We start from the raw sequence: 26,087 nt of genomic DNA on the forward strand, positions 1-26,087 counted from the left end.
TATCTCCATATATCGCAATTTGTAATTTGTGTAAGAAGTCTGGCTCTGAGGAAAAATATCCCTAATACCAGACAATCTTTGTAAAAACCCGACTTCTCATGAATCCAAGGTTTCAGTTGAGGCTAATAACCGTCTTTCTTGACTGCGGTTGAGGGTTCCGATTACATCAATTCCTAAAGTTTGATTCATCATTTCTAGAAACTGAGTGAGAATTTCTGGATAAACTTTCATTAAACTAGCGAGAGATTTTCCATCACCATTGTCAACCACATTGATATGTTCTAGTTGCAATCTTCTGGGAATTTGGGTTGCTTGATTTAGAATCATTTCTAACTGTTGAATCATAAATAATTCACCCGCATCAACACCAGTGTGATTCCATACTTGAGCAAATATTTCATTGACTTGGGCAGCAGCTAAAGCATTTTCTGATAAGGCTGCGGCTTGTCCGCGTGCTAGTAATTCTTGAGCTTGACCTTTGGCTTCTGCTGGTAATACGGTGTCCGCTTCTAAACGCAATCTTTCTAATTCGGCGCGAATTTTTTGTAAAGTTTGTTCAAATTTAGCTCGTTTTTCATTTGCCGCAGCGATGGTAATTTCTTCTTCCGATTTAGCTTGCTGTTCTAGTTTGGCTTTAATTTGACGTAATTCGTTTTCCTTTTCCACAACTATGATGCGATGTTGGGTTTTGGCAACTTCCGCTTGTTGCTGACATTCAGCTTCAATCCGTTCAGCTTCGCCAATCGCATCCGATTCCGCAATTTCCGCATCTCTAATGACATGAGCGATAGATTTACGACCGATAGAACGTAAGTAATCTACATCATCGGAAACACTTTGAATTTTCAGCGTATCGATTTGTAAACCCAACTTCATCAAATCACGACTGACATCCGAAGCAATACGTTCAGCAAATTGCAATCTATCTTCATTTACCTGTTCCGGTGTTAAAGTCGCTACGACACCGCGTAAATTACCTTCTAGGGTTTCCTGAGCAACACGAGCAATCGTCGAACGATCACAATCCAAAAAGCGCTCGATAGCGTTACCAACAATGTTCGGATCACCAGAAATTTTCACATTGGCGATCGCCTGAATATTTAAGGGTGTTCCTCCTCTAGAATAAGCATTTGTCACCTCTACCCGTACCGGCATAGTTGTCACATCCATACGTTTAATCGTTTCCAGAATCGGGATTCTAATCGCTCGTCCCCCCGGTAAAACGCGATAACCAATTTGATGACCATCCTTAGCTTTATATTTGCGTCCCGATATAATTACCACCTCATTCGGTTTGCAAATACACAAAAACGATTTCAAAAACAAAACTGCTGTGACACCAGCAAAAATAGCCAAAGCGATAGGAATACTAGTAGCCAAAAGTCCATCAATCCTAGACATTTGTACTCTAGTCGGAGTACTAACTGGAACTTGAGCAATTTGTACTACAGCCACATTATTATTTTCAAAATAGGAATTCATAAAAAGAATTTTGGATTTTAGATTGTGGATTTTGGATTAGGGAGTTGGAGTAAGAGAACTGTTCGACTTTCTAGCAATAACCCTCACCAACTCCTTTACTATTAACTGTTAAGCGAATCTTCCGAGACGACCAAAACTTGATTTCTTCTGGCTTCGACAATCAAAACGCGATCGCCTTTGTTAAAAAATCCGGATTCTTCGGTAATTGCAGTGAAATCTATGATTGAACCATGAATCATCAATCGTACTTTTCCTTTTTCGGTGGAACTAAAAGGAACTTCAACTACCGCCAAACGTCCAATCAAAGTATTGGTTGACACCATACTATCCACTACTTCACGCTGTCGCCTCAGAGCAATTAAGGAGACAATTAAGAATCCCACAGCAACCCCAATCGCGATCGCAATTAGGGCAATAAGTATTATTTGAAAATTCATGTAAACTAACTCGATTTGAACAAGCTAATCAAGTATTTCATCTTTTCCCGGCTCAAAAGCTCGAATTGTATTCAAAAATTATTTTCTGTTCACATTTTTTATTAACTGCTGACAGTTAACGGTTGGCTAATACATATACAGCAAGAACTCAGAAAATTATGCAGTTATTCCGAACACCGCAGCATCTTAGATAGAGTTCTATTTGTTAACCACATTAACAGATTGCTCAATTCCGCAAAGAACTGCTTTTTTACAAATTAATTAAAAATAAAAACTTTTTAAGTAATCTTTACCCTCAGACGTTCATCCTGGGGCTATACAAGCAAAGCCCACCGGATGTGGGCTAATTAATTAAAAAAGAAAATAGCAAAAATACTCACAACTAACTTACATTTATTTTGGGTAAGAATAGGCAAGACAATGTGATTTTTAGTTCCTAAAATTGATTAATAAACGTTTTATTCAGGTTTGATATCAAAATGTTAGCAAGAGTTTGGAGTGCATCAATTGTCGGCATCGATGCGATTAAGGTGGGTGTGGAAGTGGATGTGTCTGGGGGTTTACCAGCAATTGTGATGCTAGGGCTTCCCGATAGTGCGGTGCAGGAATCAAAAGAACGAGTCAAAGCAACTTTAAAAAATGCCGGTTTTGCTTTCCCGATGCGAAAGATTGTAATTAACTTGACTCCCGCTGATTTGCGGAAGGAAGGTCCTTGTTTCGATTTACCGATTAGTGTAGGTATTTTAGCGGCTTCCGATCAGGTTAATGGCGATTTGTTGGGAGATTTTTTATTTCTGGGGGAAGTTTCATTAGATGGAAGTTTGCGTCCGGTGGCTGGTGTCTTACCGATTGCAGCTGCGGCGCAAAATATGGGGATTACAGCTTTGGTTGTACCTGCGGACAATGCTCAAGAAGCAGCGGTTGTCAAGGGATTACAGGTTTATGGATTTGAGAATATTTCTGATGTCGCTAATTTTTTGAATAATCCCGCACGTTGTCAACCTGTAGAACTTGATCAAATAGAAGCATCACACGACGCAACAGCTATTCATAAATTAGATTTAAAAGATGTTAAAGGACAAGCTCACGCACGTCGGGCTTTGGAAATAGCTGCTGCTGGAGGTCATAATTTGATTTTTGTCGGTCCTCCGGGAAGCGGTAAAACTATGTTAGCAAGGCGTTTACCGGATATTTTACCTCCGTTAGGCTTCGATGAATCTTTAGAAGTTACCCGGATTTACTCGGTAGCTGGGTTATTAAAAAATCGCGGTACATTAATTCGCGATCGCCCTTTTCGCAGCCCCCATCATTCGGCAAGTGGTCCTTCTTTGGTAGGTGGTGGTGGTTATCCTCGTCCTGGTGAAATTTCTTTATCACATCGAGGCATACTTTTCCTAGATGAGTTAACAGAATTTAAAAGAGATGTTTTAGAATTTCTGCGTCAACCTTTAGAAGATGGACACGTTACCATTTCCCGCACCAAACAATCGGTAATGTTTCCCGCACAATTTACCTTGGTAGCGAGTACCAATCCTTGTCCTTGCGGTTTTTATGGCGATATTCTACAGCAGTGTACCTGTTCGCCGAATAAAAGAGAACAATATTGGGGCAAGTTATCAGGTCCGTTGATGGATAGAATTGATTTACAAGTTGCCGTGAATCGTTTAAAACCTGAAGAAATTACTCAGCAACCCAATGGGGAACCATCGGAAACAGTTAGAGAGCGAGTTTTAGTTGCACGGAAAAGAGCATCCGAGCGATTTATTCAAGAAAAAACTTTAAACTGTAACGCTCAAATGCAAAGTCGTCATCTCCAAAAATGGTGCAAACTAGATGATGCATCTCGCAACTTATTAGAAATGGCAATTAGAAAATTAAATTTATCAGCCAGAGCTAGCGATCGCATTTTAAAAGTAGCGAGAACTATTGCAGATTTAGCTGGTGATGAAAATTTGCAGCCTCATCATGTTGCTGAAGCCGTTCAGTATCGGACGATAGATAGAATGCAGTAATAGTTAGGAGTTAGAAGTTAAGAGTTAATTTTTTACTCCCTACTCCCTACATAAGTACAATTACCTTTATCTTTACCCAGAGTTGATACTAAACTAAAATAGATAAATCCCAAAATTCGCAGAACTATAAATGGATTGGAGTTACGTACTGCGAAGTTTACAATCGGACTTTATCAAGCGCTTAGCTGATGGTTGTTTGCTGCATTGTGAAAGTATTGCTCAGTACAGTGAATTAACTGTAATTTCCGGAGACAGGTTAAAACAGCTACGAAATTTTTGCTGGGTGATGGCTGAAAAGTACAAGCGTGTTTCTTTAGTGCGCGATGTTTTTATTAGCTATCTGAAGGGAAAATTGGGTGAGGAAGTTGTTAAGGAAAGGTTGGCTGATTTTATTACTGAAGTCGATTATGAAAAACGCTTCGGCGGTGATGGTAATATTGATTTTACCTTAACTAATAATCCTTTAATTGGCATTGAAGTTAAATCTCGTCACGGTAATTTTGATAAGGTTAGATGGTCGGTTTCTGTTGATGAAGTACAAAAAAATGCGGTGATTGTTTGCGTTTTGATTCAAGAAGAGGTAAATGAAGCGCAATCTGAATATCATTTGGTTTTAGCTGGGTTTTTACCAACTGAAATGATTAAATTGAGAACTGGTAAAATTTCTTTTGGGATAGAACAGTTATTTTATGCTGGTGGGTTACGTTGTTATTTGGAACATTTACAGGCTTCGACTAATTATATCTCTCCGAATTTTCCTGGGCAGCAATTATTTAATAAGTCAATAAATCAAAATTTTGTCACTCAAGTAAAAATCGAAGAGAATTCAAACCAAGTTTATATTCAGCAGGGTGATGAATGTTGGGAAAAACAACTTTATGATGCTGCCATTGAAAATTATAGTCAAGCGTTACAAATTCATCATGGTGATGCTAATACTTATTACAAACGCGGTAATGTTTTTTACTGTTTGCAAGATTATCAAAAGGCGATCGCAGATTATATTCAAGCAATTAATATTAATCCTAATTTTGCCAAAGCCTATATTAAAAGCGGCTTAGCGCGATATCAATTAGCAGATTATTACGGAGCAATTGAAGATTATACTCAAGCAATTAGAATCAATTCTTACGATGCGGTAGCTTTTCAAAACCGTGGTGATGTACGTTCTATTATCGGAGATAGTCAAGGTGCGATTGAAGATTATACTCAAGCAAGAAAAATTAATCCCCTTTTGGTAGAAGATTGCGGAAATAAAAACCGCAGCGAAAAGTGCGGTCTTGGGGTCTCCCCAAGTGGAGCAACTTTTCAAGAGAGAGACGCAAAGAACACTGAGGAAAGAGTTAAAAAAGGGTTGGTAATTTTAGACGGGGATAGGACAAATGAGCGCAAAAATCATCAACGAGCGATCGAAGTTTTTACTCAGGTAATCGAAATCAGTCCTAATGATGCAGTTGGTTACAAAAAACGCGGTAACGCACGTTGCGATTTGGGAGATTATAGAAGAGCCATTGAAGATTTTACTAAGGCAATTCAAATAAATCCCTATGATGCGGATGCTTATTTTTATCGGGGAAATGCTTTTTATGAGTTAGGAGATAAACCCGAAGCAATAGCAGATTATACTCAAGCAATTAAGATCAATCCCAATGATGCGGATGCTTATATCAATAGGGGAAACCTGCGGGATGAATTAGGAGATACTCAAGGAGCAGTTGCAGATTTTCAGGTAGCAGCCGATTTATATCAGAAAGCTGGAAAAGTGCAAGAACATAAGGATACGAGAGAAAAGATTTTAGATTTGGAAATTGAAGAATCTTTGGATGTTCTGGATTTTTGACAGTAGTAATTTATGGTTCTTCAGTACACAGTATGCTAAAAATAAAAATTAAAAACTTGAAACTCTTACTGTGCTTTAAAAATTAGCTTTATTAATCGGTTTTAAGAATAAATACTATTTTTTATTCCCTCTTCCCTCTTCCCTCTTCCCTCTTCCCTCTTCCCTTTTTTTACTATTTTTTTAGCATACTAACTACTGATGAGCCTAATTTATTAAGATTTTACTTCAAACTAATTCTTAGGAAAAAATGCAGCAGGTGAAAGATGGAACATTTCTGCACTTTTTTGAATATGTTCAGCCGTCATTTTTCGTTTCCCTTTGAGTACATCAGAAACAATAGACTCAGTTTTAAAAATAGGAATTAAATCTTTTTGTTTCAGCCCTAATTCCACCATTAAAGCTTTGATAAGCTCTATTCCATAAATATCTGGAACTAAGTCTTGTTTTCCTTCGTACTCTTCAATCAACATTCCTAGTAAATATAAATAATCTTCTTCGTCTTCTGTTAGTTTTTCTTTATCGAGCAAGCTATCAACAATATTTTGAATCTTTACTAAGTCTTCTTCTGACTTTATAGGACGTGGAGGGAAAGATACAAGTAAATTTGTGTAGGTATTTTGTGTGTATGACATTTGCCATTAATTTATTGTTTTCAGGAGAAAGAAAAATTGTCTAATACAATCTTCTTTCTATTTTAGAATAATGCTAGCTCGTATTAGCTATCAAACCATTCGTCATTTTTCCATTTATCTTTGTCGTATTCCGCATGAGTCAGGAAGTCACGTATAAATATGATTCCTTTTTGGTAGTCTACATAAACTATTAATCTATAATTATTGCCTCCAATATTAAAAACAACGAAGTTTTTAACTTTATCAGGCGAAAAGGGAGAATTTTCTTTTATATCATTAAAATTATTCCAAGTTTGTGATTTCGCAATTTTTTTCCAGGTTTTTATGCTTGCTTCAGCATCAGAATACTTTTCATAAGCTTCCTTAAGTCTAGTTTCTGAAATAATACGCATTTATAAAGTTTTTCCTTATTTTTTATAAAAAACATTGTTTAAATTCCTTTTTAAATTAATTGAACTCTAAAGATGACTGTCAGAGGATGTTTAAAAAGTATAGTTTTTAGCCCAGCTTTCAGATTATCCCCCCTTCCCCCTTAAAAAAAGGGGGGTTAAAGTTGCCCTTTTTAAGGGGAGCCACTGCTGCACCAAGTTCCCTGAATGTGCAAGTGGCGTGGATTTAAGGGGATCTGAAAATTTACGAGTTTTATTTACAACTTCTTAAACATCCTCTAAAGATGGTTGCTAGCAATACGAATGATTGCGACATGGAATAATCTTAGCAAATTGCGAAGTTTTCAGCAAGTACACAAAATTAGATGTTTTGGATTTTTGAGAATTATCAATTCTCCAACATCAAATTGTTAAACCAACCAAACCGAGCAATTTATGCCAATTATCACCCAGCCAAGCGGTAGTTTTACTTAAATGGGGCTGGAGTTTTTCTACCACGGAAGCAAACCCTTCAGCTTTCTTGGCATATTTCAAAGCTCGGTTTAAGGCTTCACCGACTTCATCTTTATCTGGCTGTGGTTTTTTTATTTCTTCTTGAACATCTTCAAAAGCATTTTCTATTTTACGACGGTCTGAGGTTTCTAATTTCCCTATTATTTTACGTAAGCTGTTAATTTCTGCTTGGATGTTGACGGTTTCGGGTGCGGGTAAACTGACTTGTTGATAATTTATATTTGCACTGTCGTAATCTCCTGTTTGAATTGCACTACCAGTAACGCTACCCCCAATGGAAACTGAACGGTTTTGTCCGCTTTTATTGTCGTTACTTATATGATTGTTCTTATTAGCTTTTACAGGCACCGTCTCTGCTGGATTTTTTGACTTTTGACTTTCGACTTTTGACTTTTGATAACTTCGTCGTCGAATTTTAATTTCTGGGGTTGCATATTCGGGAATTCCCTGTAAATCAATGGCAGCACAACCCATTTGAAAACAATCTTGGTAATCTCTCTCGCTAAATAAAGCAGTATAAAATCCAACACTAAATTTAATCGCGGCTTTATCGCCAATGGCTTTATTCATCCCCACCACGCAATCAATATGTTGGTGAATTGCAGCGGCTTGTTCTTTGCTATAGCAAGCGTTGAGTACAACACATTCAACCTGTTCTTGAAATAAATCAAATAGTTTTGCTAAAGATTGGGTACTGACAAGTTGTTGGTGTCCAAAATTATCTTCCAAGATTAATCCATCAGTACCAGTACCATGTCCGGAAAAGTGAACAATTGTCGGTTGATGGTGAGATAAAAAGCGGGTTAAATCGTCAACTTGTGCGGCTGATTCAGTGATGATTTGAAATTCGTCTCGATGGGGAGATAGTTGGAGTGTTTTTTTGATTTCCCGCACTTCTTCATCTAAGCGGAGGTTGCTTGTGTTTTTGGGGTTAGAAGAGAGGATGAGGATTTTTTTCATGGTGGTATTTTTTATTTCAAAATGTCATTGCGAGGGAAGCGAAGCAATCGCAGCACTTTGCGGTTGCATGGTTCCGCTATCTGCCTTCGGACAATGTACAATTAATTTTGCACGACTACTTAATAAAGATGAACCAAGCTATTAAACCCAAAAATGCAACAAATTGGTAGCAACGAATTACCCGAAAATCTCCAGAAATTATTTACAGAAGTACAACGTACTAAAACACCCTTAACTGTTATCCATGAGGGCAAACCATTAGTAATTATATCTCCTGCGACAACTCAACCCAAACGTGCAACTTTTGGAGTAATGAAAGGAAGTGGGGAAATTTTAGGAGATTTAATAACTCCGGCAGTTTCCCTTAGTACCTGGGAAGTGCTTCAGTATAGATAGAATTTTTCTCAGCACCTTCGATCTTCTGTTGGAGTTTTTGTTTGGATGGTCTCTTTTTTCATTTGCTTTATCACTGATTTATAGCATTGTCTTTGTTTTTCTGCTTGCTGCCATTGCCACCAAGAAAACCAAAGACTCAAGGCTAAGACCAAACCCACGGTCAGTCCTAAAATAGTCCCAAATCTTGCACGTTCCCGTTGGTTTTGTTCCCTATCTCTCTGTATTATACTTTTCTTAATAAACTCTTGCTCAGCTTGAGCAAGGTCATCTTGACGCTGTTTGAGCTTTTCTTCCGCCTCCGCCAACGCTGCACCCCGCAACAATGCCCCTTCATCCCCTTGCGTCTCTTCCCATTGATGTATTCGAGAACGCAGTCCCTCTTGCCAAGCCCGAAAACTCCTGTCTGTGTCCATCCATTGCCGTAATTCACCCCAGTTACGAATCAATGCCTCATGGACAACCTCTACTGTCTCTTGATTATCAGCATTACGACTTGTTACCACTAATCGCGCATCCGCTAACTGGTTTACTAATCCCCAGCTTGCTTGACTCAATTCGGCTTTAGTTGCCAATCGTCGCGTATCTTCTGTACCTTCTCCTGGACGGACTAATTGGATAAAAATTCGCTGTACCTGTTCTTGCTCAGTTTTACTCAATTTACGATAATTTTCATCAGCATGACGAGCCAAGGCACCTTGTACTTCACCAATTTCCTTATAAGCTGCATGAGTTAACTGTTTACCTCTTCGCCGTTTCCACAATTCCGTTAATGCGAACTCCAAAAGAGGTAAATTTCCCGGTTCATCTTCCACGTCTTTCAAAATGCGTTCCACCAGTCCTCCTTCAAAACCTACTCCCAATTTTTCAGCAGGCTTTTCAATTACCTGTGTAAGTTCCTCACGGTTCATTGGTCCGAGCTTAATGTCAGCATTTTGTAATACATCTGCAAATGGACGATAGGAGAGGGCATTTCCCAAAAAATCTGCCCGCATTGTTGCAGCTAGCACATGATTATATTGGCATTGAGCAGAGCAAGATTGAAAGCTGGCTAATAAAGTATCTAGAAAACTATGACGAATCTTATTATCCGCGCATAAAGTATAAATTTCTTCAAATTGGTCTGCAATCAACAACACCCGATGATTGGGATGCTGGCGCTGGATATGGGAAAGTATATTAGGAAGAGTGATATCACCATTCCCCAAGGATTTTGCTAGCTTGCTAGTTTGAACTATCTGTGTAGTAGAATCGCCAGATGTATAAAGTGGAACTAACGCCTCAGCTAAGGCATAAAAAGGGTCAGAACCTGGACGAAAATGAGTAAATAACCAATGACCTTCATTTTGTAGTTTTGGCACTAATCCAGCCAACACCACCGAAGATTTTCCACTTCCCGACGCACCCAACACGGGTATAAAGTTACGGTTTTGAGTTGCAACAAATAGTTCTTGTACAAATACCTCACGTCCAAAGAAAACATCCGCATCATCGGGACCAAAGTGAAACAAACCCCGATAAGGGCAAAGGAGATTGTCATCAGCAGCATTAGTAGATTCAACAGGTATTACTGTTGTCTGTTCGCGGTAATAGTAATTGGTGATGGTAATAGTCGCAGTATTCCCATCACCAGTTTGAATAGCGCTACTATCAGCACTACCCCCAAGGCTGGCGCTGCGATTTTCTTCTGTCATCCTTGTCTCATTTATGAGTTCTGTACTGCTGGTACAGGTTTAATCCGTCATACTAATATATAGGTGACAGTAAAAACAGCATATGCATTTAAATGAGTAAAGTTTAGTATATGGGATTACTCTGCAATAATTCTTTACTATAGTTGTAGTTGTAGGTTGGGTTAGACGCACGAAAAGATAATGATTAACCTTATAATTTATATCGCGTCGTAACCCAACATAAATTTTTGGATGAAGCGCGTTGTTTTGTTAGGTATTTTATATTGTTTTTAGTTGAATCATTTGGTTTAATCTCTAGATTATGTTGGGCTTCACTACGTTCAACCCAACCTACAATATTACATTGACTACTAAAAAAAATAGGAGCCAGAAATAACTCCTAACTCCTAACTCCTAATATCCGCCTTCTTCTTCATATTCTGGTTGTTTTTCTTTAACTTTCTTGGGAATAATAATTGGTTTTGGTGCTTCCTCTTCTTCCCAAGCGTCTTTTTCTAAGTCGTCGTCGTAGGTTTCGTAGTCTTCGTATGCAGCAGTTGGGTAAGGCTGGGGTGATGGTGTTTGATACCTATCTTTACCCGTTGCTTCGCTCCAGTTGTCGTCTGGCTCTTCCTCGTAGCGGACGGTTTCTTCGTAAGGACGTGCTTCCATTGCGCGACGACGGGGAGCTTCCTCATAAGTGTCGTCTTCTGTCCAAACTTCTTCTGCTACGGGTTCTGGACGACGGACTCTGGGCTGCGGTGCTTCTAAAGGTACTCCCGATGGTAGTTGATTGGATGGTGCTATGGTACGAGGAGCAACGTTGTAACCTTCTTCTTCGCGCTCCCAAGGTGCTTTGCCGATACCCAAACGTTCTAGTATACCAACGCTCAATTGAGTTACTCGTTCTTCTGCCCCTTCAAATACTATCAGTCGATTCGGACCGACGCTGACTACTTCGTCCATTGATAGTTCGTAGGTGCTGAGAACTTGTTCAGGTATTTGGGGTAATCCTAAAGAAGCAATGACTATAGATTTTATGCTACCGTTAAGACCGTCAAATTTAAAGCCGCGTACTCTACCCAACACTTCCCCAGCTTCGGTAATTACTTCCCAGTTAACGAGGTTACTGTAAAGTTGGGTGTCTATATCTTCGATTACGTCTTCGTTGCCAACCAAAATCACGTCACCGATTTGGTCAACGCTGCCTAAATACATATACCGTGGTATTCCAGAAACGGAGATCAGGCTGTCTCGTAAACCAAGTGCCACAACCTCTCGTCTATCAATATCAACCCACAACTGATTGACAATACCAAGTCTTCTCCCGTTGTCGCGGGTGATGACTTGGGTGTTTAAAATGTCCGAGCGCCGAATAATTTGTTCAGAGGTCATTTTATACCGAGTCCCGATCTCGAATCCGGTTTATCTATACACTATTATTAACAGATCGATCAAGCAGATGTATTGTCGGTTTTTAACTTAATCCCTAAAACTTGTGTATAAGCTCCTCGGGCTTGGGTTACTCCGATTGTACGTTCGGCTGATTCTATCATTGGGCGACGCAAGCTTACAACTATAAATTGTGCTTGTTGTGCCTGTTGCTTAATCATTTTAGCTAATCGTTCTACGTTTGCCCCATCTAAAAACATATCTACTTCATCAAATGCGTAAAATGGCGATGGACGATACCTTTGCAGGGCGAAAATAAAGCTTAATGCTGTTAATGATTTTTCTCCCCCTGACATGGATGCTAAGCGCTGTACGGGCTTTCCTTTGGGGTGTGCGACTAAGTTTAAGCCGCTGTTAAATGGATCTTCGGGATTATCTAATTGTAAGTAACCGTCACCGTCGGAAAGTACGGCGAAAATTGATTGAAAGTTCTCATTTACTGCGTCAAATGCTTCTTTAAAAGCTCTTTGTCGTAAGGTAGTAAAGTTTTCAATTCTTAATAATAATTCGGTTCGTTCTGCTTCTAATGTTTCGAGTTTTTCGCTGAGTTCTGCTAAACGTTGTTGAGTGCGATCGTATTGTTCTAAAGCTAACATATTGACTGGTTCCATCGCTTGTAGACGTTTGGCAAGGGATTTTAATTCTTTTTGGAGTTCTTCTAAATCGACTTTTTCTGGTACTTCCGGTAAAGGATTGGGTAATTCTCCGGAAATTATTTGTAATTCTGCTAACACCCGGTCTAATTCTTCACGACGGTTTTGTTGGCTTTCTTGCAGTTTTTGCACTTCCCATTCCAACTGTTGTTGACGTAATAATAACTGTCGCAATTGTGCTTCTACTGCATCGCGTTTTTGTTTTTCTTCACCTAAATTGGCTTCCATTTCCTGGATGCGTTGACGAGTTTCGGCTAGTACTGCGATTAATGTTGTTTCTTGTTCTTTAAGATTATTAATTTGATTTTGCTGATTTACTTGCTGTTGTTGGTATTCTTCAACTCGTCGTGTTGCATCAGTAATTTTTTCTTGCAATACTTGCTGTTGAACTTCGAGATTTTTTAACTTTTCTGTTTGTTCTCTCAAAGCTGCATCTTGCTGCTGTAACAGAATTTCTTGACTTTTAATTGTGGCTTGAATTTGCTGCCATTCGCTTGGGGTTTGGGATTCTTCTAACTGGGCTAATTCCTGACGTAATTGTTGTAATTGTTGCTCTTGTGTCGGTAATTCCCTTTCTAATATTTCCAAACGTGATTGAGCGGTATTTAAACGTTCTGTATTCTGTGATAGTTGATTTTTGGCATCTTCTACCCGTTTAGTTAAATTCTTGACTTCTGTTTTTAACTGTTCTCCTCGCAACTGCTGTTCTCTTTTTCCTTGTCGGGTTTCAGTAAGTTGGGCAGATAATTCTTTTGTTCTTTTTTCAAGAGTATTGATTGCTTCCGTACAACGTTGCAAAACTCGCTCGATTTCTACCAAACGGTTTCTTAAAGCTTTCACTTCCTCAGATTCCGTCGTCTCTACAGTACCAAAACGTAACGTCGATCGCTGTGTAATGCTACCACCAGTCATAGCACCGCTGGTTTCTAATAATTCCCCTTCTAAAGTTACAATCCGAAATTGTCCCAAATGGTTTCTGGCTTGATTCACGGTTTCAAAAACCACCGTATTCCCGAAAACATAAGCAAATACATCATCGTAACGGGGTTCGCAATCAATTAAATTTACAGCATAATCGATAAAACCATTTGCGTGACGCAGGTTAGCAGCTTCCGAAATACGCGGCGAGCGAATTTTATTCAAAGGTAGAAAAGTGGCTCTCCCGGCGCGTTTTTGCTTGAGTAATTGAATCCCAGCCGCACCAACGCTGTCATCTTCTACCACAATATGTCCCAAACGTCCACCGGCGGCAATTTCTAATGCTAACTGAAAATTCGGCTCTACCCTTCCTAATTGCGCCACCAAACCGCACACACCGCTTAATCCTGATTGTAAAATAATCTGACTTGCATGGGTTCCCTGAGCTTCCTGTTGTGCTTGGGCTTGGGCTTCTAATTTATCAAGAGTTCGCTGTTTATCTCTTTGTTCTTGTAACAACCGCTTTTGAGTTTGCTGCTGAATTTGTAATTCCTGTTCGGTTGCGGCTAAATTTTCCGCTAAATCTTGAATTGGTGTGACGGTGGAATTAGAATCGGCTTCAAGTTGATTTAACTGGGTTTGTTTTTCAGCTAATTGCGGCTCTAAATTTTGCACTAACTCAGTTTGTTCTTGAATTTGAGCGAGTAACTGACTATTCCTTTCCCGTAACTGCGCTCTTTCGGTGCGTTGGGGTTCTAAAGTTTGCAGTACAGTTTCAATTTGACGGTTTAAATTTGTCTGCTGTACTACCCAAGCTTCGGATGCAGAAGCAATATTTGTGGCAGCTTCGCGAGATTTTTCTAAATTTTGACCTATTGACTCGCGCTCTTGTTGTAAGGATGCGGTATTTTGCGTTTCTGCATCTTTCTGCTGCGCGTATTGTGTCAGAGAATTCTGATATTGCTGAATTTCCTGCTGAGTTTGGGTTGTTTTGACAACAGCTTCCGTAAGAGACGTTTGTAATTCCCGTTGACGACGCTGAACTTGCTTGTATTCTGCATCTTGAGTTGCTAGCTGCGACTGTACCGTTAAAAGTTCTTCTTCACCCAAAGCTTTGACATGAGCATTTAATTGCTCAAGCTCTTGGTTTTTTTGCTCAATATTGCTGTTCACCACACCCAACTGCTGGGTATTTTCTGAAAAATGGCGATCGCCATCTTGAATTTGCTGGGATAATCGTTCCTGATGTCCTTGTAAAGTCCGCCATGATAGGACAACTTCCCATTTCTGCTTTTCTAGAAATTCGGTTCGCAATCGTTGATATTTCTCGGCTTTGGCTTTATCCTGGGAAAGCCTTTCGCACTGAGCCGTTAATTCCGTTTCAATAATTCGACAGCTATCTTCTTTCTCTTTAACTTCTTCTAAAGTTTTCCTCGCTTGAATAATTTTTCTGTCAAAGGCTGCAACGCCCGCTAATTCATCGATAATTTCCCTTCTTTCGCGAGATTTCATCGAAATAATGCTGGTTACATCCCCTTGCAGAACAACGTTATATCCTTCTGGATTAATCCGAATACTGCTTAACTCTTCATGTAACTCATTTAAGTTACAAGCAATACCATTAATGTAATAACTTGAAGAATAAGTCCCTTGTTTTGTCACCCTTAACCTGCGGGTAACACTCCATTCTTCACCAGGTTTAGCCCGGATTTGTTCACGACGGTTTCTAATTTCTTCCTCTTGTTCTATTGCGGTTGTTATTTCCTGTTCTTCTTCCTCTTCTTCTAGACAATCTTCCTGATTTTCGTCGGATTCATCATCATCTACAACAACCGTAGAAACAATCTGCTGGTCATCAAAAGTATCAGCATCATAATCGGACAAATCAAACGTCACCGTAACGCTAGCTTCCACAGTCGCACGAGATTTACTCACCTGATTGGTATTCACCAAATCCGGGAGTCTATCTGCACGCATTCCCTTGGAACTAGAAAGTCCCAAACAAAACAGTAATGCATCAAGAATATTTGACTTACCAGAACCGTTAGGACCAGAAATCACCGTAAATTCCGGCAGTAACGGTACGGAAGTAGTACCACCGAAAGACTTAAAGTTCGTGAGTTCTACGCGCTTTATATGAACCATAGGCGCTGGTTAATAAAGGGGATTGAAGTTCAAGTGTATCAGTCAAAGACCTAAATTAGTTAAGGAATTTCGATTTTGAAATTTTAATTATTGTGTGAGCGCAATAGTTTTTTTTCATTAACAACAGGGAATGTCAGTTCAAACGTATCACTCACATAGTTTGATTACTTAATCAATTTGAATTTGCAATTTGGATAAAATTTTAATTATTGTGGGATTAACTTGATTTTTTATCCTTGAAACGAGAGGCACTGTTACCACCAAATTAAGAATTATCTATTATCAATCATCAATCAACTTCAGTTACTAATAATTGCCACTCAATAACAACAGTTTTAGGAATTTCTAAAATCTTCTTTTGTTTACCTAATAATGGTAAATCTAATTGCAATGATTCGATTGTAGTTAATTTTGGTAAAACATCAGTTAAATTATATTCTCCAACATTTGGTGCTGGGGATGAAGAAGCGTAAACATCATCTGCACTAAGTAATTTACCTCCGGTTGTAATGATTTCTAATGAATGAGGATGAGCAAACTCAAACACACCAGGAAAGCCTACCAACCTTAAACTTAACTCTGTTTTAGCACCGGGATTAATCTTTTTAAAAAGTAATACTTGCCAAGTATATTCTTGCTTATCTTTAATAGATACCTGGGAATGATAGCGTAGTACTCCCGGTGCATCATGATGCTGACGAAGGGTAGCTGTAGATGATTGGCTATTTAATCCGATTCCAATTAAGCATAAAATTATAATTACAAAACAGCGCCAGAATAACTTTTTCAGCATTAGTTTGAAATTGGAATTTACTATTTCTCTTTATTTCTTGTCTCTGTCTTGAAAAGTTGTTCATGGAGGAAACCCCCAAGACCACACTTTTCGCTGCGTCCTCCGCGTCATTGCGGTTTTTTTCATCCGTAATCAAACGCTGACAATTTCCCTTACTTCCACCACTTCCCCAGTCAAACTAAACGGACGCACCACAGTGATTTTCACCTTGACTAATTTACCTTTGAGTTGATTAATATCCCCGGTAAAGAAAGTAAGACGATTTCCTCTTGTACGCCCCATTACTTGGTTTTGATCTTTGGGGTTTTCATCTTCTACCAACACTTCTTCGATACGTCCCATATAACGTTGCGATCGCTCTGCTGCTTTGATGTTCACAAGCTGATTCAATCGCTGTAATCTATCGCTTTTGACTTCTTCGCTCAATTGTTCTGACCATTCTGCTGCTGGTGTATTGGGACGTGGTGAATATGCGGCTGTATTTAATAAATCGAAACCGATATCTTCTGTTAGCTGCATTGTTTTTTGAAATTGTTCTTCCGTTTCTCCGGGAAAAGCAACAATAGCATCCGCACTAAGTGACGCATCTGGCATATACTCGCGAATTTTATCGATAATTCTACGATATTTTTCATGGGTATAACCCCGTGCCATGCGTTTCAAAACTTCATTATCTCCCGATTGAAAGGGTATATGAAAATGCTCGCAAACCTTGGGTAACTCCGCACAAGCTTTAATTAATCTCTCTGTAAAATAACGGGGATGAGAAGTTGCAAATCGGATTCTTTCAATACCAGGTACATCGTGAACGAAATAAAGCAAATCCGTCAAAGTATTCTCACGACGACCCTCTGGGGTTAATCCTGGTAAATCTCGTCCATAAGCATCAATATTTTGACCAAGTAAAGTAACTTCCTTGTAACCCTCTCTTGCCAACTCTTCCATTTCAGCCCGAATGGCTTCTGGTGTCCGCGACTGTTCCACCCCCCGCACCCCAGGAACTACACAGTAAGTACAGCGTTCGTTGCAACCGTAAATTACATTTACCCAAGCTGTGACTTTACTATCCCGACGCGGCTTAGTAATATCTTCCATAATATGCACCGGCTCAGTTGCCACAACTTGATTACCATCAAACACTTGATGCAGTAAATCCTGTAAACGGTTAGCGTGTTGCGGTCCCATTACCAAATCCAATTCTGGAACCCGTCGTAATAAAGTTTCTCCTTCCTGCTGAGCTACACAACCTGCTATCACCAAAGTTAAATCTGGCTTTTGCCGTTTCCGTCTTGCTTGTCTGCCCAAATAAGAATATACTTTTTGCTCAGCATTATCTCGTATTGAACAAGTATTGCAAATTACTACATCTGCGTCATACTGGTCTTCCGACCACTCAAAACCCATGTCTTCTAAGATGCCAGCCATGCGTTCTGAATCGGCTTTGTTCATTTGGCAACCGAAGGTAATAATGTGGTATTGGCGTTTGGTGGTCATTGGTAATTTTTCGTTGGGAAATGTAGTATTTACTGATTTCATGATTTATTCTAATTAATAAATTATCGCTGTTATCTGGTAAGTGCGACAAAACTCAATATTAAATAATGTTATGTTCTATTTCGCTAAAATTACAAATCTTGCCACTGACTTCTAAGAATTTAAAGCCTCTAAATTGTATATACAAAGCGGGCAGGATGCCCGCACTACAATCATATTTTTAACCTATACAATCAACGCTGAGTATTAACTTATCTATGGAACTCCTTGGAGGAATCAAGCTACAGAATGATTTTGATACAACCTTGGACTTGATAAATATCCTCTGATAAAATTTTCGCGTTTCACAACCGTAGACTATCAAAACTTAATTTTAACAAGATGCTGCCACCAAGCTAATTTGTTTAATTATTTTTTGTTTATCACTAGAAAATGATAAACCGCCATGAAATTCAGTAGTATAATATCCTAAATAATCTAAATCTTTTCCCCGATTAAATTGTGATAATAAATTAGAATATGCCTTTTGAGCTTTACTAATATTATCGCCAACTTTTATCCCTTTTTCGGTAGGATAACGGGAACTAGAAGTAAACATTGACTCTACTCGACTTTGGCTGGAATTATTGGTATCAGAAAGTCCTGTAATCTCTAATCCATCATATTTCCACGTTGTAACATATGAATTATAACAACCATCGTCATATTTGATAGTTCGGCTTTTGGGTTTACCTAATTTTTGAATCAGTTCCTTTTCCTGCATCCCCAGTTTGATACCACCTATAGATATTTTAGTGACATCAATTTCTTTTTTATTGGACTTATCGAAAAGGTAATTAATATTATTCTTGAGACTATTATTTTCACCGATAGCGCTAGGACTTACAGCAAGTAGTATTCCCAAATAAATACCAGGTGCTATTTTTTTTAACATTACTATATTCTTAGTATTACTGATTAAAAATTTTATCAAAGTGCCGATTTATTCTGCGTATTCCCATACACCTTTGTCCATTAGGAACTGAGAGCGGGGTAATGAGTAATTCAATCCGTGAAATCCGTGGAATCCCTTTCAATCCGTGTTCCCCCTCCCCCTCCTTAAAGCAGCAAGGTGGCATGATTATCAATAAATGAGTGATAACCATCAGAAGTAACTGCACCGTATTTTTCAAAATGAAGACGTACTTTTTCGGGAAATTCGGGATATTCAAATAAGGCATCTCCAGCAGCAATATTCGCCCAAAAGTCTCGTAATCTAGGGGCTAGTTGTTCGGCTGTTTCTTCGGTGAGATTTAGTGGGGGTAAAGTTAGTAGTTTGACTATAAACGGAGAACTGCGATCGCCCATCCATTGCCGCGAAGTTTGCTGTAAGTTGGGAAAATTAGTAACTGATTCTACCTTACAAGATGATATGTGTAACTTATTATTACCGTGTTTGTCCTGACGATACTCCAATAACCGATAAGGATGGGGATAACTGACTAAAGAACCTGTGGTAATGTCATATACATTATTGCTGTAAGCGATATCTTGGATATGTAGGTGTCCGGTAAAGACTAATTGAACGTTGTAACGTCTGAGAATTTGTAAGAGTTCCGCTGCATTATCTAACATATAGCGGTGTGCCATCGGGTGACGAGCTTGGTTGGGCAAATGCTCGACTACATTATGATGAACCATTACTAAAATTAATTCTTCCCTAGCTGCTGCTAAAACCTTTTCTAACCAGCGCAACTGGATATCATCTAAACATCCTATCTGCTTAGCTTCGTCATCAAAATTATTAGAATTAAGAGCAATTAGTCTAACCGACGGTAGTAATTTACAAGTATAGTAAAGCTCTTCTGTATGTTCATAACCAAATTTACGATAGAACTGGGGAAATTCGCTAAAAGCGATGGATTGCTCGTTGGCATTGAGAACAGGAACATCGTGATTACCCGGTATCACATAAGTCGGAAAAGGCAGTTTTGCCAAACGTTCTTGCAACCAGGTATGATTTTCTGGTTCCCCGTGTTGAGTTAAATCTCCCGGTAGTAAAAGAAAATCTAAATCTAATTGTGTCAAATGTTCCAATACACTATCAAAAGCCGGGATACTAACTTCCACCAGATGAAAGCGACTCGGATGATCCCAGATAGTATGGGGAAGCGCAACGTGTAAATCGCTAGCGATCGCAAAACGAAAGTTTAGACTCATTGAAGTAAATAAAATATTATATAGGGTGTAAAAAAGCGCTTTTTAAATAGAGTATAACGCTTGCTCGATCCTACAGCGTGGGAACGGGGAAAAGTTAGGAGTTAGGAGTTGGGAGTTATGAGTTATGAGTTATGAGTTATGAGTTGGGAGTTGGGAGTTGGGAGTTGGGAGTTCTTACCTTTAACCTTGAACCTTGAAGCAAGGAGAAAATTATTGAATCGCGTTCGAGTTCGTCAGCACGTTAATCCATTAGGAATAAAATATCAAACACCGATCAATCCGATTGATTGGGAAAAAATTTATGTAGATAGGAATCAACCTTTACTTTTGGATATTGGTTGTGCTAGGGGTCAATTTTTAATGGAAATGGCTCAATTAGAACCCAATTGGAATTTTCTGGGTTTAGAAATTCGTGAACCTCTGGTAGAAGCAGCCAACAAAATCCGCTCAGAGTTAGGATTAACAAACTTACATTATGTATTTTGTAATGCGAATAACTCGTTAAAACCGCTTTTATCTTCCTTGCCAAAAGGAATTTTACAGCGAGTAACAATCCAATTCCCCGACCCTTGGTTTAAGCATCGTCACGCAAAAAGGCGCGTCGCACAACCGCAATTAGTTGCAGAATTAGCAGATTATCTAACACCTGGGGGAACGGTATTTTTACAATCGGATGTTAAATTTGTAGCGCTAGAAATGTGCGAACGTTTTGATGAAAATTCTGCTTTTCAAAGAGAAAGAAAAGAATGGTTAGCAGAAAATCCCTTAAAAGTTGCAACGGAACGGGAATTATTTACTTTAGAAAAAAGCGAACCCGTTTATCGTGCTGTGTTTACAAGAGTTATCAGTTAGGAATTTGCAATTAAAATAGACTTAAATCTTACTTCTATTTCCAAAGGCTCTGTGTACCTCTATCTATGAAGACAGAGCCTCTAAATAATCTATTCCCAGCCTGGAGGTTGGGAATCAGTCAATATGAGATAGTGATGATTTTTTTGTGATGTTTTGTTTAACTATCAATAAAGATTAAGTTTTCAACTATCAGTAGTCTATTTTTGTTGTAGATAATGTAAGGTAAATATGAATTTTTACTTCAAATATGATGAATTATAATTCAAGGGGAAAAAACAGTATTAAAAGTTACATAAGTAGATAAATCTTTTTAAAGATGTAATTTAAAGTAAAAGATTAAAAATGAGTAAATTACTGTATTTTAATGTGATTTTGTGCGAGATTAAATTTAAATAGATCCTCTGATACTCAAAAAACAAATTTCATGGATTCTTTATTTATCAACTCATTACTTGAAGACTTGAAAAATCCCTCGGAGGTAGTTCGCGAAGAAGCGACGAGGAAATTATGGCGTTTATGGTTCCAGCAGAAGGGAGTTTATGGGTTAGAAAAAATAGAAACTAGCCAAAAACTATTGGATGCAGGTAAAATTGCCGAAGCCGAAGAAATGTTGACGCAGTTGATTGAAAACCAGCCCGATTTTGCTGAAGCTTGGAATCGTCGTGCTTTTCTTTACTATACTAATCATCAGTACGAAAAATCTTTAGCTGATACTCAAGTAGCAGTGGAACTCAATCCACTACATTTTGGCGCACTTCACGGCATGGGTTTATGTTATGCAGCTTTAGGAGAGTATGCCAGAGCAATAAATTGTTTTCAACGTGCTTTGGAGATTCAGCCTTATTCTTTAATCAACCAAAAATTGATTTTGGAATGTACTTTACGAATCAGTTAAAAGTTTTTACTTTCTTCAAATACTGTACTAATTGAAGGATTTATTACTGTTTTTAGAGAGGAGAATTCTTTGAACAGCAGATAGGTAGGTCTGCTGGCGCAATTATTTGATAGTTTATTTTATCTGGTAAATGTCTAGCCGGAGCGCTACAAAGTGTAATTAGAATTTAATTAGCAATTACACTCTCACGCCCGTAAATTTTATGGTCTGTACGCTCCGCGTGACCGTCAGGTCATAGCCCCCGGATTTATCCGTGGATGTCCTGATTGTAGGCAATGTTGAAGCACCATTATTTTATTTATGGGGCAATAATTACGAATTACGAATTACGAATTACGAATTATATTCACTCCTTCCAACTCCTCATCTGTCAACTCATACAACTCCCGCAACTTGTCTAACTTTTCATCAGTAGCATCCCAAAAACCCCTCCCGTGAGCTTCCAACATTCTTCCCACAATATTTTTAAACGCTTCCGGATTAGCTTTCCTCAATTTATCCGCCATTTGAGCATCCAAAGCATAAGTATCAGCTGCTTGGTTGTATACCCACTCATCCGTAAAATCCGCAGTACCAGCCCAACCAATCAAAGCCGTCATCCGTTGCGATACTTCAAATGCACCACCGCTACCTTGATTTACCATCGCTTCAGCCCATTTGGGATTAAGTAACTTAGTACGATACTCCATCCGCAATAAATCATCCAAGTCACGGGGAGTAGTATTTTGAGAAAAACTTTCCACAAAGCTAGCTTTAACCTTCTTGCCCTGGTATTTTTCCGCAGCTTTTTTCAAACCACCAGTATTACCGTAATATTCTTGAATATCAGTTAAACCATACTCCACCGAATCAATTTCTTGAACAATCCGACTAGTACTTGCCAAAAGCTGATTTAATACTTCCGGACGTGCTTGTCCCTTATCTTGTCTACCATAACTGAATACATTGCGACTTTTCCAAGTATTTGCTAACTCCTCCCCAGATTCCCAATTACCATCAACAACTTGGTCATTCACTAACGAACCAAAATCACCCGCAGGATTAGAAAACAACCTTGCACAAATATTCTCCACACCTTTTTGCTTCAACTCCAAAGCGTGCTTGCGAACAAAATTTTGATCTAAAGGTTCATCGAGTTCCGCAGCACGTTGAAACAAATCATCCAACAACTCAATAATATTCACAAAACTATCACGAAAAATTCCTGAAAGATTACCCAAAATATCAATGCGCGGATGTCCAACTTCCGCTAAAGGTTTCAACTGATAACGAACAATCCTACCCGTTGCTTCCTTCAAAGGTTCCGCACCCACTAACTCCAACAAAATACCCAAAGATTCACCCTTAGTCTTAATTGCATCCAAGCCCCATAACATTACAGCCACCGTCTCCGGATAGCTGCCATTTTCTTGTAAATGCTGCTGAATAATCTTCCTTCCAATCTCCCTTCCCCGTTCATAAGCAGCAGGAGAAGGCATTCTATAGGGGTCTAAAGCATGAATATTCCTTCCCGTCGGTAACACACCAGCACCATCCCGTAACAAATCTCCCCCTGGTGCAGGCAAAATATACTCACCATTCAAACCCCGTAACAAATTACTCAACTCATCCGTACTTCTTCCCAACAAACCCCTAATCTCCTCTTCCTCTCTTTCTCTGTGTTCTCCGCGTCTCTGCGGTTGATTTTCTTCCTGCTCCTTGCCAAAATAAGCATCCAAATAACACCTCATCTCCTCCTCATCCGGAGCCTCCCCTAAAATATGTAACCCCGAAGAAAACAACCGATTCTCCAAAACCTGTAAATACTCATACAACTTCACCAAATAATCATTAAAAGCGCGATCGCTAAACATTCCGATATTCTCAACCGTAAACTCAATTCCCAACTTCTTCGCTTCCGCAAACGGACAATCGACATCCAAACCAGCATCAATAATTTTTTTACAAATTGCTTCCTTGAGTAAATAATTCTTCTGCGGATCTTCCCGATACTCCGAGATTAAATCCCGCAAAGCCATCAACTCCTTATACAAACCCGCACGAGCGTAAGGAGGTACATTATGAGAAATCAACACCCCATAACCGCGACGCTTTGCTAAAATCGACTCCGAAGGATTATTCGCTGCATATATATACAGATTTGGCAAATCTCCGAGTAAAATATCAGACCAAGAATAACCAGTATTACCCAACGGCGAACCGGGCAACCATTCCACAGTACCGTGCATTCCAAAATGAACTAGTGCATCAGCAGCAAACTCATTCTGTAACCACTTATAATAGGCTGCATACTGGGGATGGGGCGTTAAATCTCGTTCAAACATCAACCGCATCGGGTCTCCTTGAATCCCTAACGGTGGCTGAACCCCTATCCAAACATTACCTAATTGAATCCCGCCAATATGGAAATTATCACCATAAGTTTTGATACCCGAACCCGTAAGTGATTTCCACTGTTTTTCAACGCGGTTTGTTTGCAGATATCCCAACCATTTTTCCAACGTTCTCACATTTACAGAGGCGAACCCTTGCGTCTCTAAATTTTGCGGGGATAATTCATCGGCTTCTTTAATCAAACGAATCAACTCTTCCCCATCTGCGGGTAATTCTCCCACGTTGTAACCTTGCTCTTTTAAAGCCTGGAGAAACTTTAATAAACTGCGGGGAACATTCAATAAAGCAGCAGTCCCCGTTGCACCATATCCTGGTGGAAAGCCGTAGAGAATAACAGCAATTTTGCGTTCCGATATCGGTTTTTTTCTTAAATTTACCCAACTTTTGACTCTACCAACTAACCGCTGTACCCTTTCGGGAACCAAGTAAATATCTTCTCCTACCAAACCACCCAAAGCAACCGTGTCGATCGCTCCATCAAGTTCCGGTAATGCATATAAAACAACACTTTGCAAACCGCCAATACCTTGACGAGTCCAGGAATGAATATCTTGAATTAACAAAGGTGCGGCAACAATATAAGGTACATTTTTAGCAGCGAGAATGGTTTTTGCAACATCAACTTGTCTTCCTGCTTCCATGGAACCCGCTGGCCCTCCTACCAAAGGAAATCCAATGGTAGAAACAATTGCATCAACTTGAACTGCTTCTGGGGAAAGAGAAACAGTTTGCAAATTACCTTGTTGACGTTGTTGGGTTTCGTAATCTGTAGTCATCCAGTCACGAACAGCAACGTGTCCTTCTACACCGTTGATAAATATGGGTAAGGGAATTAAACCAGCTTTTTCAAAGTGTTTAATTAATTGAGGAATATAAGGTTGTTTAGTAATAACGTGTTTTCTATACAAAATAATTCCAATTACTGGATTATAAATATTTACAATTCTTTTTTTGTACCAATCTAAATAACCCTTGGGTGATTCAAAATAACCATTGTAATCAGGATGAAGCAATCCCATATTTGGAGTTTGCAAAGGTGCGGGAATCTCACCAACTTTTAAATCTAAATATTTTTCTGCTAAAGTCCAAAATAATGCAGCGACGTTTTCGCAACCACCAGCATTCCAATAACCGTAAATAATCAACCAGTTGCGTAAATCTTGAACCTTTTGTACTGGTATATATTTTAATAATTTGGGACCAATTTTTAAAAAACTAATATAACCTGCAAGTTTATCTTCTTCCCTTCCATTGCTGAACTTATCCAGAATAAATTTTACTGGTTTGGGCATTCCTTTGGGTTTGTCACCAATTGCAAATGTACCAATTTGATTACAACTCATCAACTCCAAAGCTGACTCGAACACCAAACGAATGGGAATCTTGCTGATTCGTTCCTTTAACCATACAACTTGGTCGTAATCGAATAGCAAACTACCAAAAAACACATCAGCATCTTGAAGTGCTGTTTCCACTGTACTTGGTTTGCTGTTGATATCGCGATCGCAAAATATCCAAATATCCAAATCAGTACAGCGAGATACAGCCATATCAGCAGCTTTGCGGTATAAACCAGCATTGAAAGATTCAAATCCTGCAATCAAGACAATGCGCTTCATATCCTAAACCCATATAATGCTTCATTCTACAACTTTAGCGAAGTTCAAGACTCAAGCAACGTCGATTGCTCGGTTTTTGGTCAAAAATTATCTATTAAAAACCGCCCAGATGCGCTCATAGACACAGAGAAGACATAAAGAGAGATACATAGTTATAAATTGGGTGCGGAATAATAACTGTTTAAAAATAGAGATATTAATCCCGCATTTCTCATAAACAACAAGGAAGTTGGAGTGATTAGTGAGTAGTGGGAAAATCAATCCGCCACTCAACGCTTACCACTTACTTGTGAGAAATCCAGGTAATGCTTATGTCTATGAAAATATCTTTAAATTCAATAT

The 26,087-nt window shown here is 39.0% G+C and carries 18 protein-coding genes; 5 read left to right on the forward strand and 13 right to left on the reverse strand.

The window, feature by feature from the left end:
* Window positions 1-96: 96 nt before the first annotated feature.
* Window positions 97-1,482 (reverse strand): flotillin family protein, encoded by a 1,386-nt coding sequence (locus tag IQ247_RS03390; RefSeq protein WP_193917055.1) that lies wholly within the window; start codon window positions 1,480-1,482, stop codon window positions 97-99.
* A gap of 101 nt (window positions 1,483-1,583) precedes the next feature.
* A complete protein-coding gene (locus IQ247_RS03395) occupies window positions 1,584-1,919 on the reverse strand; it encodes an NfeD family protein (protein ID WP_193917056.1) in 336 nt (111 codons plus the stop codon).
* 479 nt (window positions 1,920-2,398) lie between these two features.
* Between IQ247_RS03395 and IQ247_RS03400 the strand changes: the two genes are divergently transcribed.
* Both IQ247_RS03400 and IQ247_RS03405 read left to right on the forward strand, forming a co-directional pair.
* On the forward strand, window positions 2,399-3,931 hold the full coding sequence (locus IQ247_RS03400; RefSeq protein WP_193917057.1) for a YifB family Mg chelatase-like AAA ATPase: 1,533 nt from the start codon (window positions 2,399-2,401) through the stop codon (window positions 3,929-3,931).
* Window positions 3,932-4,061: 130 nt separating this feature from the next.
* Window positions 4,062-5,771: a tetratricopeptide repeat protein gene (locus tag IQ247_RS03405; protein WP_193917058.1), complete on the forward strand. Its 1,710-nt coding sequence runs from the start codon at window positions 4,062-4,064 to the stop codon at window positions 5,769-5,771.
* Between the two features lie 230 nt (window positions 5,772-6,001).
* Here IQ247_RS03405 and IQ247_RS03410 read toward each other — a convergent pair whose 3' ends face one another.
* The 3 genes from IQ247_RS03410 to IQ247_RS03420 form a co-directional block, all read right to left on the reverse strand.
* A complete protein-coding gene (locus IQ247_RS03410) occupies window positions 6,002-6,403 on the reverse strand; it encodes a helix-turn-helix domain-containing protein (protein ID WP_193917059.1) in 402 nt (133 codons plus the stop codon).
* A gap of 83 nt (window positions 6,404-6,486) precedes the next feature.
* The gene (locus IQ247_RS03415) at window positions 6,487-6,795 is read right to left on the reverse strand and encodes a type II toxin-antitoxin system HigB family toxin (protein WP_193917061.1); all 309 of its coding nucleotides are present in this window, start codon (window positions 6,793-6,795) and stop codon (window positions 6,487-6,489) included.
* Between the two features lie 399 nt (window positions 6,796-7,194).
* Window positions 7,195-8,265 carry a CHAT domain-containing protein gene (locus tag IQ247_RS03420; protein WP_193917063.1) on the reverse strand — a complete coding sequence of 357 codons (1,071 nt, stop codon included), beginning with the start codon at window positions 8,263-8,265 and terminating at the stop codon, window positions 7,195-7,197.
* A gap of 153 nt (window positions 8,266-8,418) precedes the next feature.
* Between IQ247_RS03420 and IQ247_RS03425 the strand changes: the two genes are divergently transcribed.
* The gene (locus IQ247_RS03425; protein WP_193917065.1) at window positions 8,419-8,661 is read left to right on the forward strand and encodes a type II toxin-antitoxin system Phd/YefM family antitoxin; all 243 of its coding nucleotides are present in this window, start codon (window positions 8,419-8,421) and stop codon (window positions 8,659-8,661) included.
* A gap of 8 nt (window positions 8,662-8,669) precedes the next feature.
* Here IQ247_RS03425 and IQ247_RS03430 read toward each other — a convergent pair whose 3' ends face one another.
* The 7 genes from IQ247_RS03430 to IQ247_RS03460 all read right to left on the reverse strand — a co-directional run bounded on the left by IQ247_RS03430 (window position 8,670) and on the right by IQ247_RS03460 (window position 19,985).
* Complete coding sequence (locus IQ247_RS03430) at window positions 8,670-10,352, reverse strand: nSTAND1 domain-containing NTPase (protein ID WP_228059441.1); 1,683 nt, start codon at window positions 10,350-10,352, stop codon at window positions 8,670-8,672.
* Window positions 10,353-10,745: 393 nt separating this feature from the next.
* A complete protein-coding gene (locus IQ247_RS03435) occupies window positions 10,746-11,726 on the reverse strand; it encodes a PRC-barrel domain-containing protein (protein WP_193917067.1) in 981 nt (326 codons plus the stop codon).
* A 59-nt stretch (window positions 11,727-11,785) separates the two neighbouring features.
* Window positions 11,786-15,499 (reverse strand): chromosome segregation protein SMC, encoded by a 3,714-nt coding sequence (gene smc, locus IQ247_RS03440; RefSeq protein WP_193917069.1) that lies wholly within the window; start codon window positions 15,497-15,499, stop codon window positions 11,786-11,788.
* Window positions 15,500-15,788: 289 nt separating this feature from the next.
* Window positions 15,789-16,292, reverse strand: coding sequence for a DUF3122 domain-containing protein (locus IQ247_RS03445; RefSeq protein WP_193917071.1), 504 nt, complete (start codon window positions 16,290-16,292; stop codon window positions 15,789-15,791).
* 132 nt (window positions 16,293-16,424) lie between these two features.
* Window positions 16,425-17,786 carry a tRNA (N6-isopentenyl adenosine(37)-C2)-methylthiotransferase MiaB gene (gene miaB / locus IQ247_RS03450; protein WP_193917199.1) on the reverse strand — a complete coding sequence of 454 codons (1,362 nt, stop codon included), beginning with the start codon at window positions 17,784-17,786 and terminating at the stop codon, window positions 16,425-16,427.
* Between the two features lie 373 nt (window positions 17,787-18,159).
* Complete coding sequence (locus tag IQ247_RS03455) at window positions 18,160-18,720, reverse strand: hypothetical protein (protein WP_193917073.1); 561 nt, start codon at window positions 18,718-18,720, stop codon at window positions 18,160-18,162.
* Between the two features lie 164 nt (window positions 18,721-18,884).
* Entirely contained in the window at window positions 18,885-19,985 is a 1,101-nt protein-coding gene (locus IQ247_RS03460) for a metallophosphoesterase family protein (RefSeq protein WP_193917075.1), read from the reverse strand.
* Between the two features lie 213 nt (window positions 19,986-20,198).
* On the opposite strand from IQ247_RS03460, the gene trmB reads away from it, so the two are divergent.
* The gene (gene trmB, locus IQ247_RS03465; protein ID WP_193917201.1) at window positions 20,199-20,837 is read left to right on the forward strand and encodes a tRNA (guanosine(46)-N7)-methyltransferase TrmB; all 639 of its coding nucleotides are present in this window, start codon (window positions 20,199-20,201) and stop codon (window positions 20,835-20,837) included.
* Window positions 20,838-21,261: 424 nt separating this feature from the next.
* On the forward strand, window positions 21,262-21,732 hold the full coding sequence (locus IQ247_RS03470; RefSeq protein WP_193917077.1) for a tetratricopeptide repeat protein: 471 nt from the start codon (window positions 21,262-21,264) through the stop codon (window positions 21,730-21,732).
* Between the two features lie 326 nt (window positions 21,733-22,058).
* Here the strand turns inward: IQ247_RS03470 and bchH are convergent, their stop codons facing one another.
* Window positions 22,059-25,745: a magnesium chelatase subunit H gene (gene bchH / locus IQ247_RS03475; protein ID WP_193917079.1), complete on the reverse strand. Its 3,687-nt coding sequence runs from the start codon at window positions 25,743-25,745 to the stop codon at window positions 22,059-22,061.
* Window positions 25,746-26,087: the final 342 nt, after the last annotated feature.

Source organism: Plectonema cf. radiosum LEGE 06105 (assembly GCF_015207665.1).
In the GTDB taxonomy this organism is placed as follows: domain Bacteria; phylum Cyanobacteriota; class Cyanobacteriia; order Cyanobacteriales; family Nostocaceae; genus Rivularia; species Rivularia radiosa_A.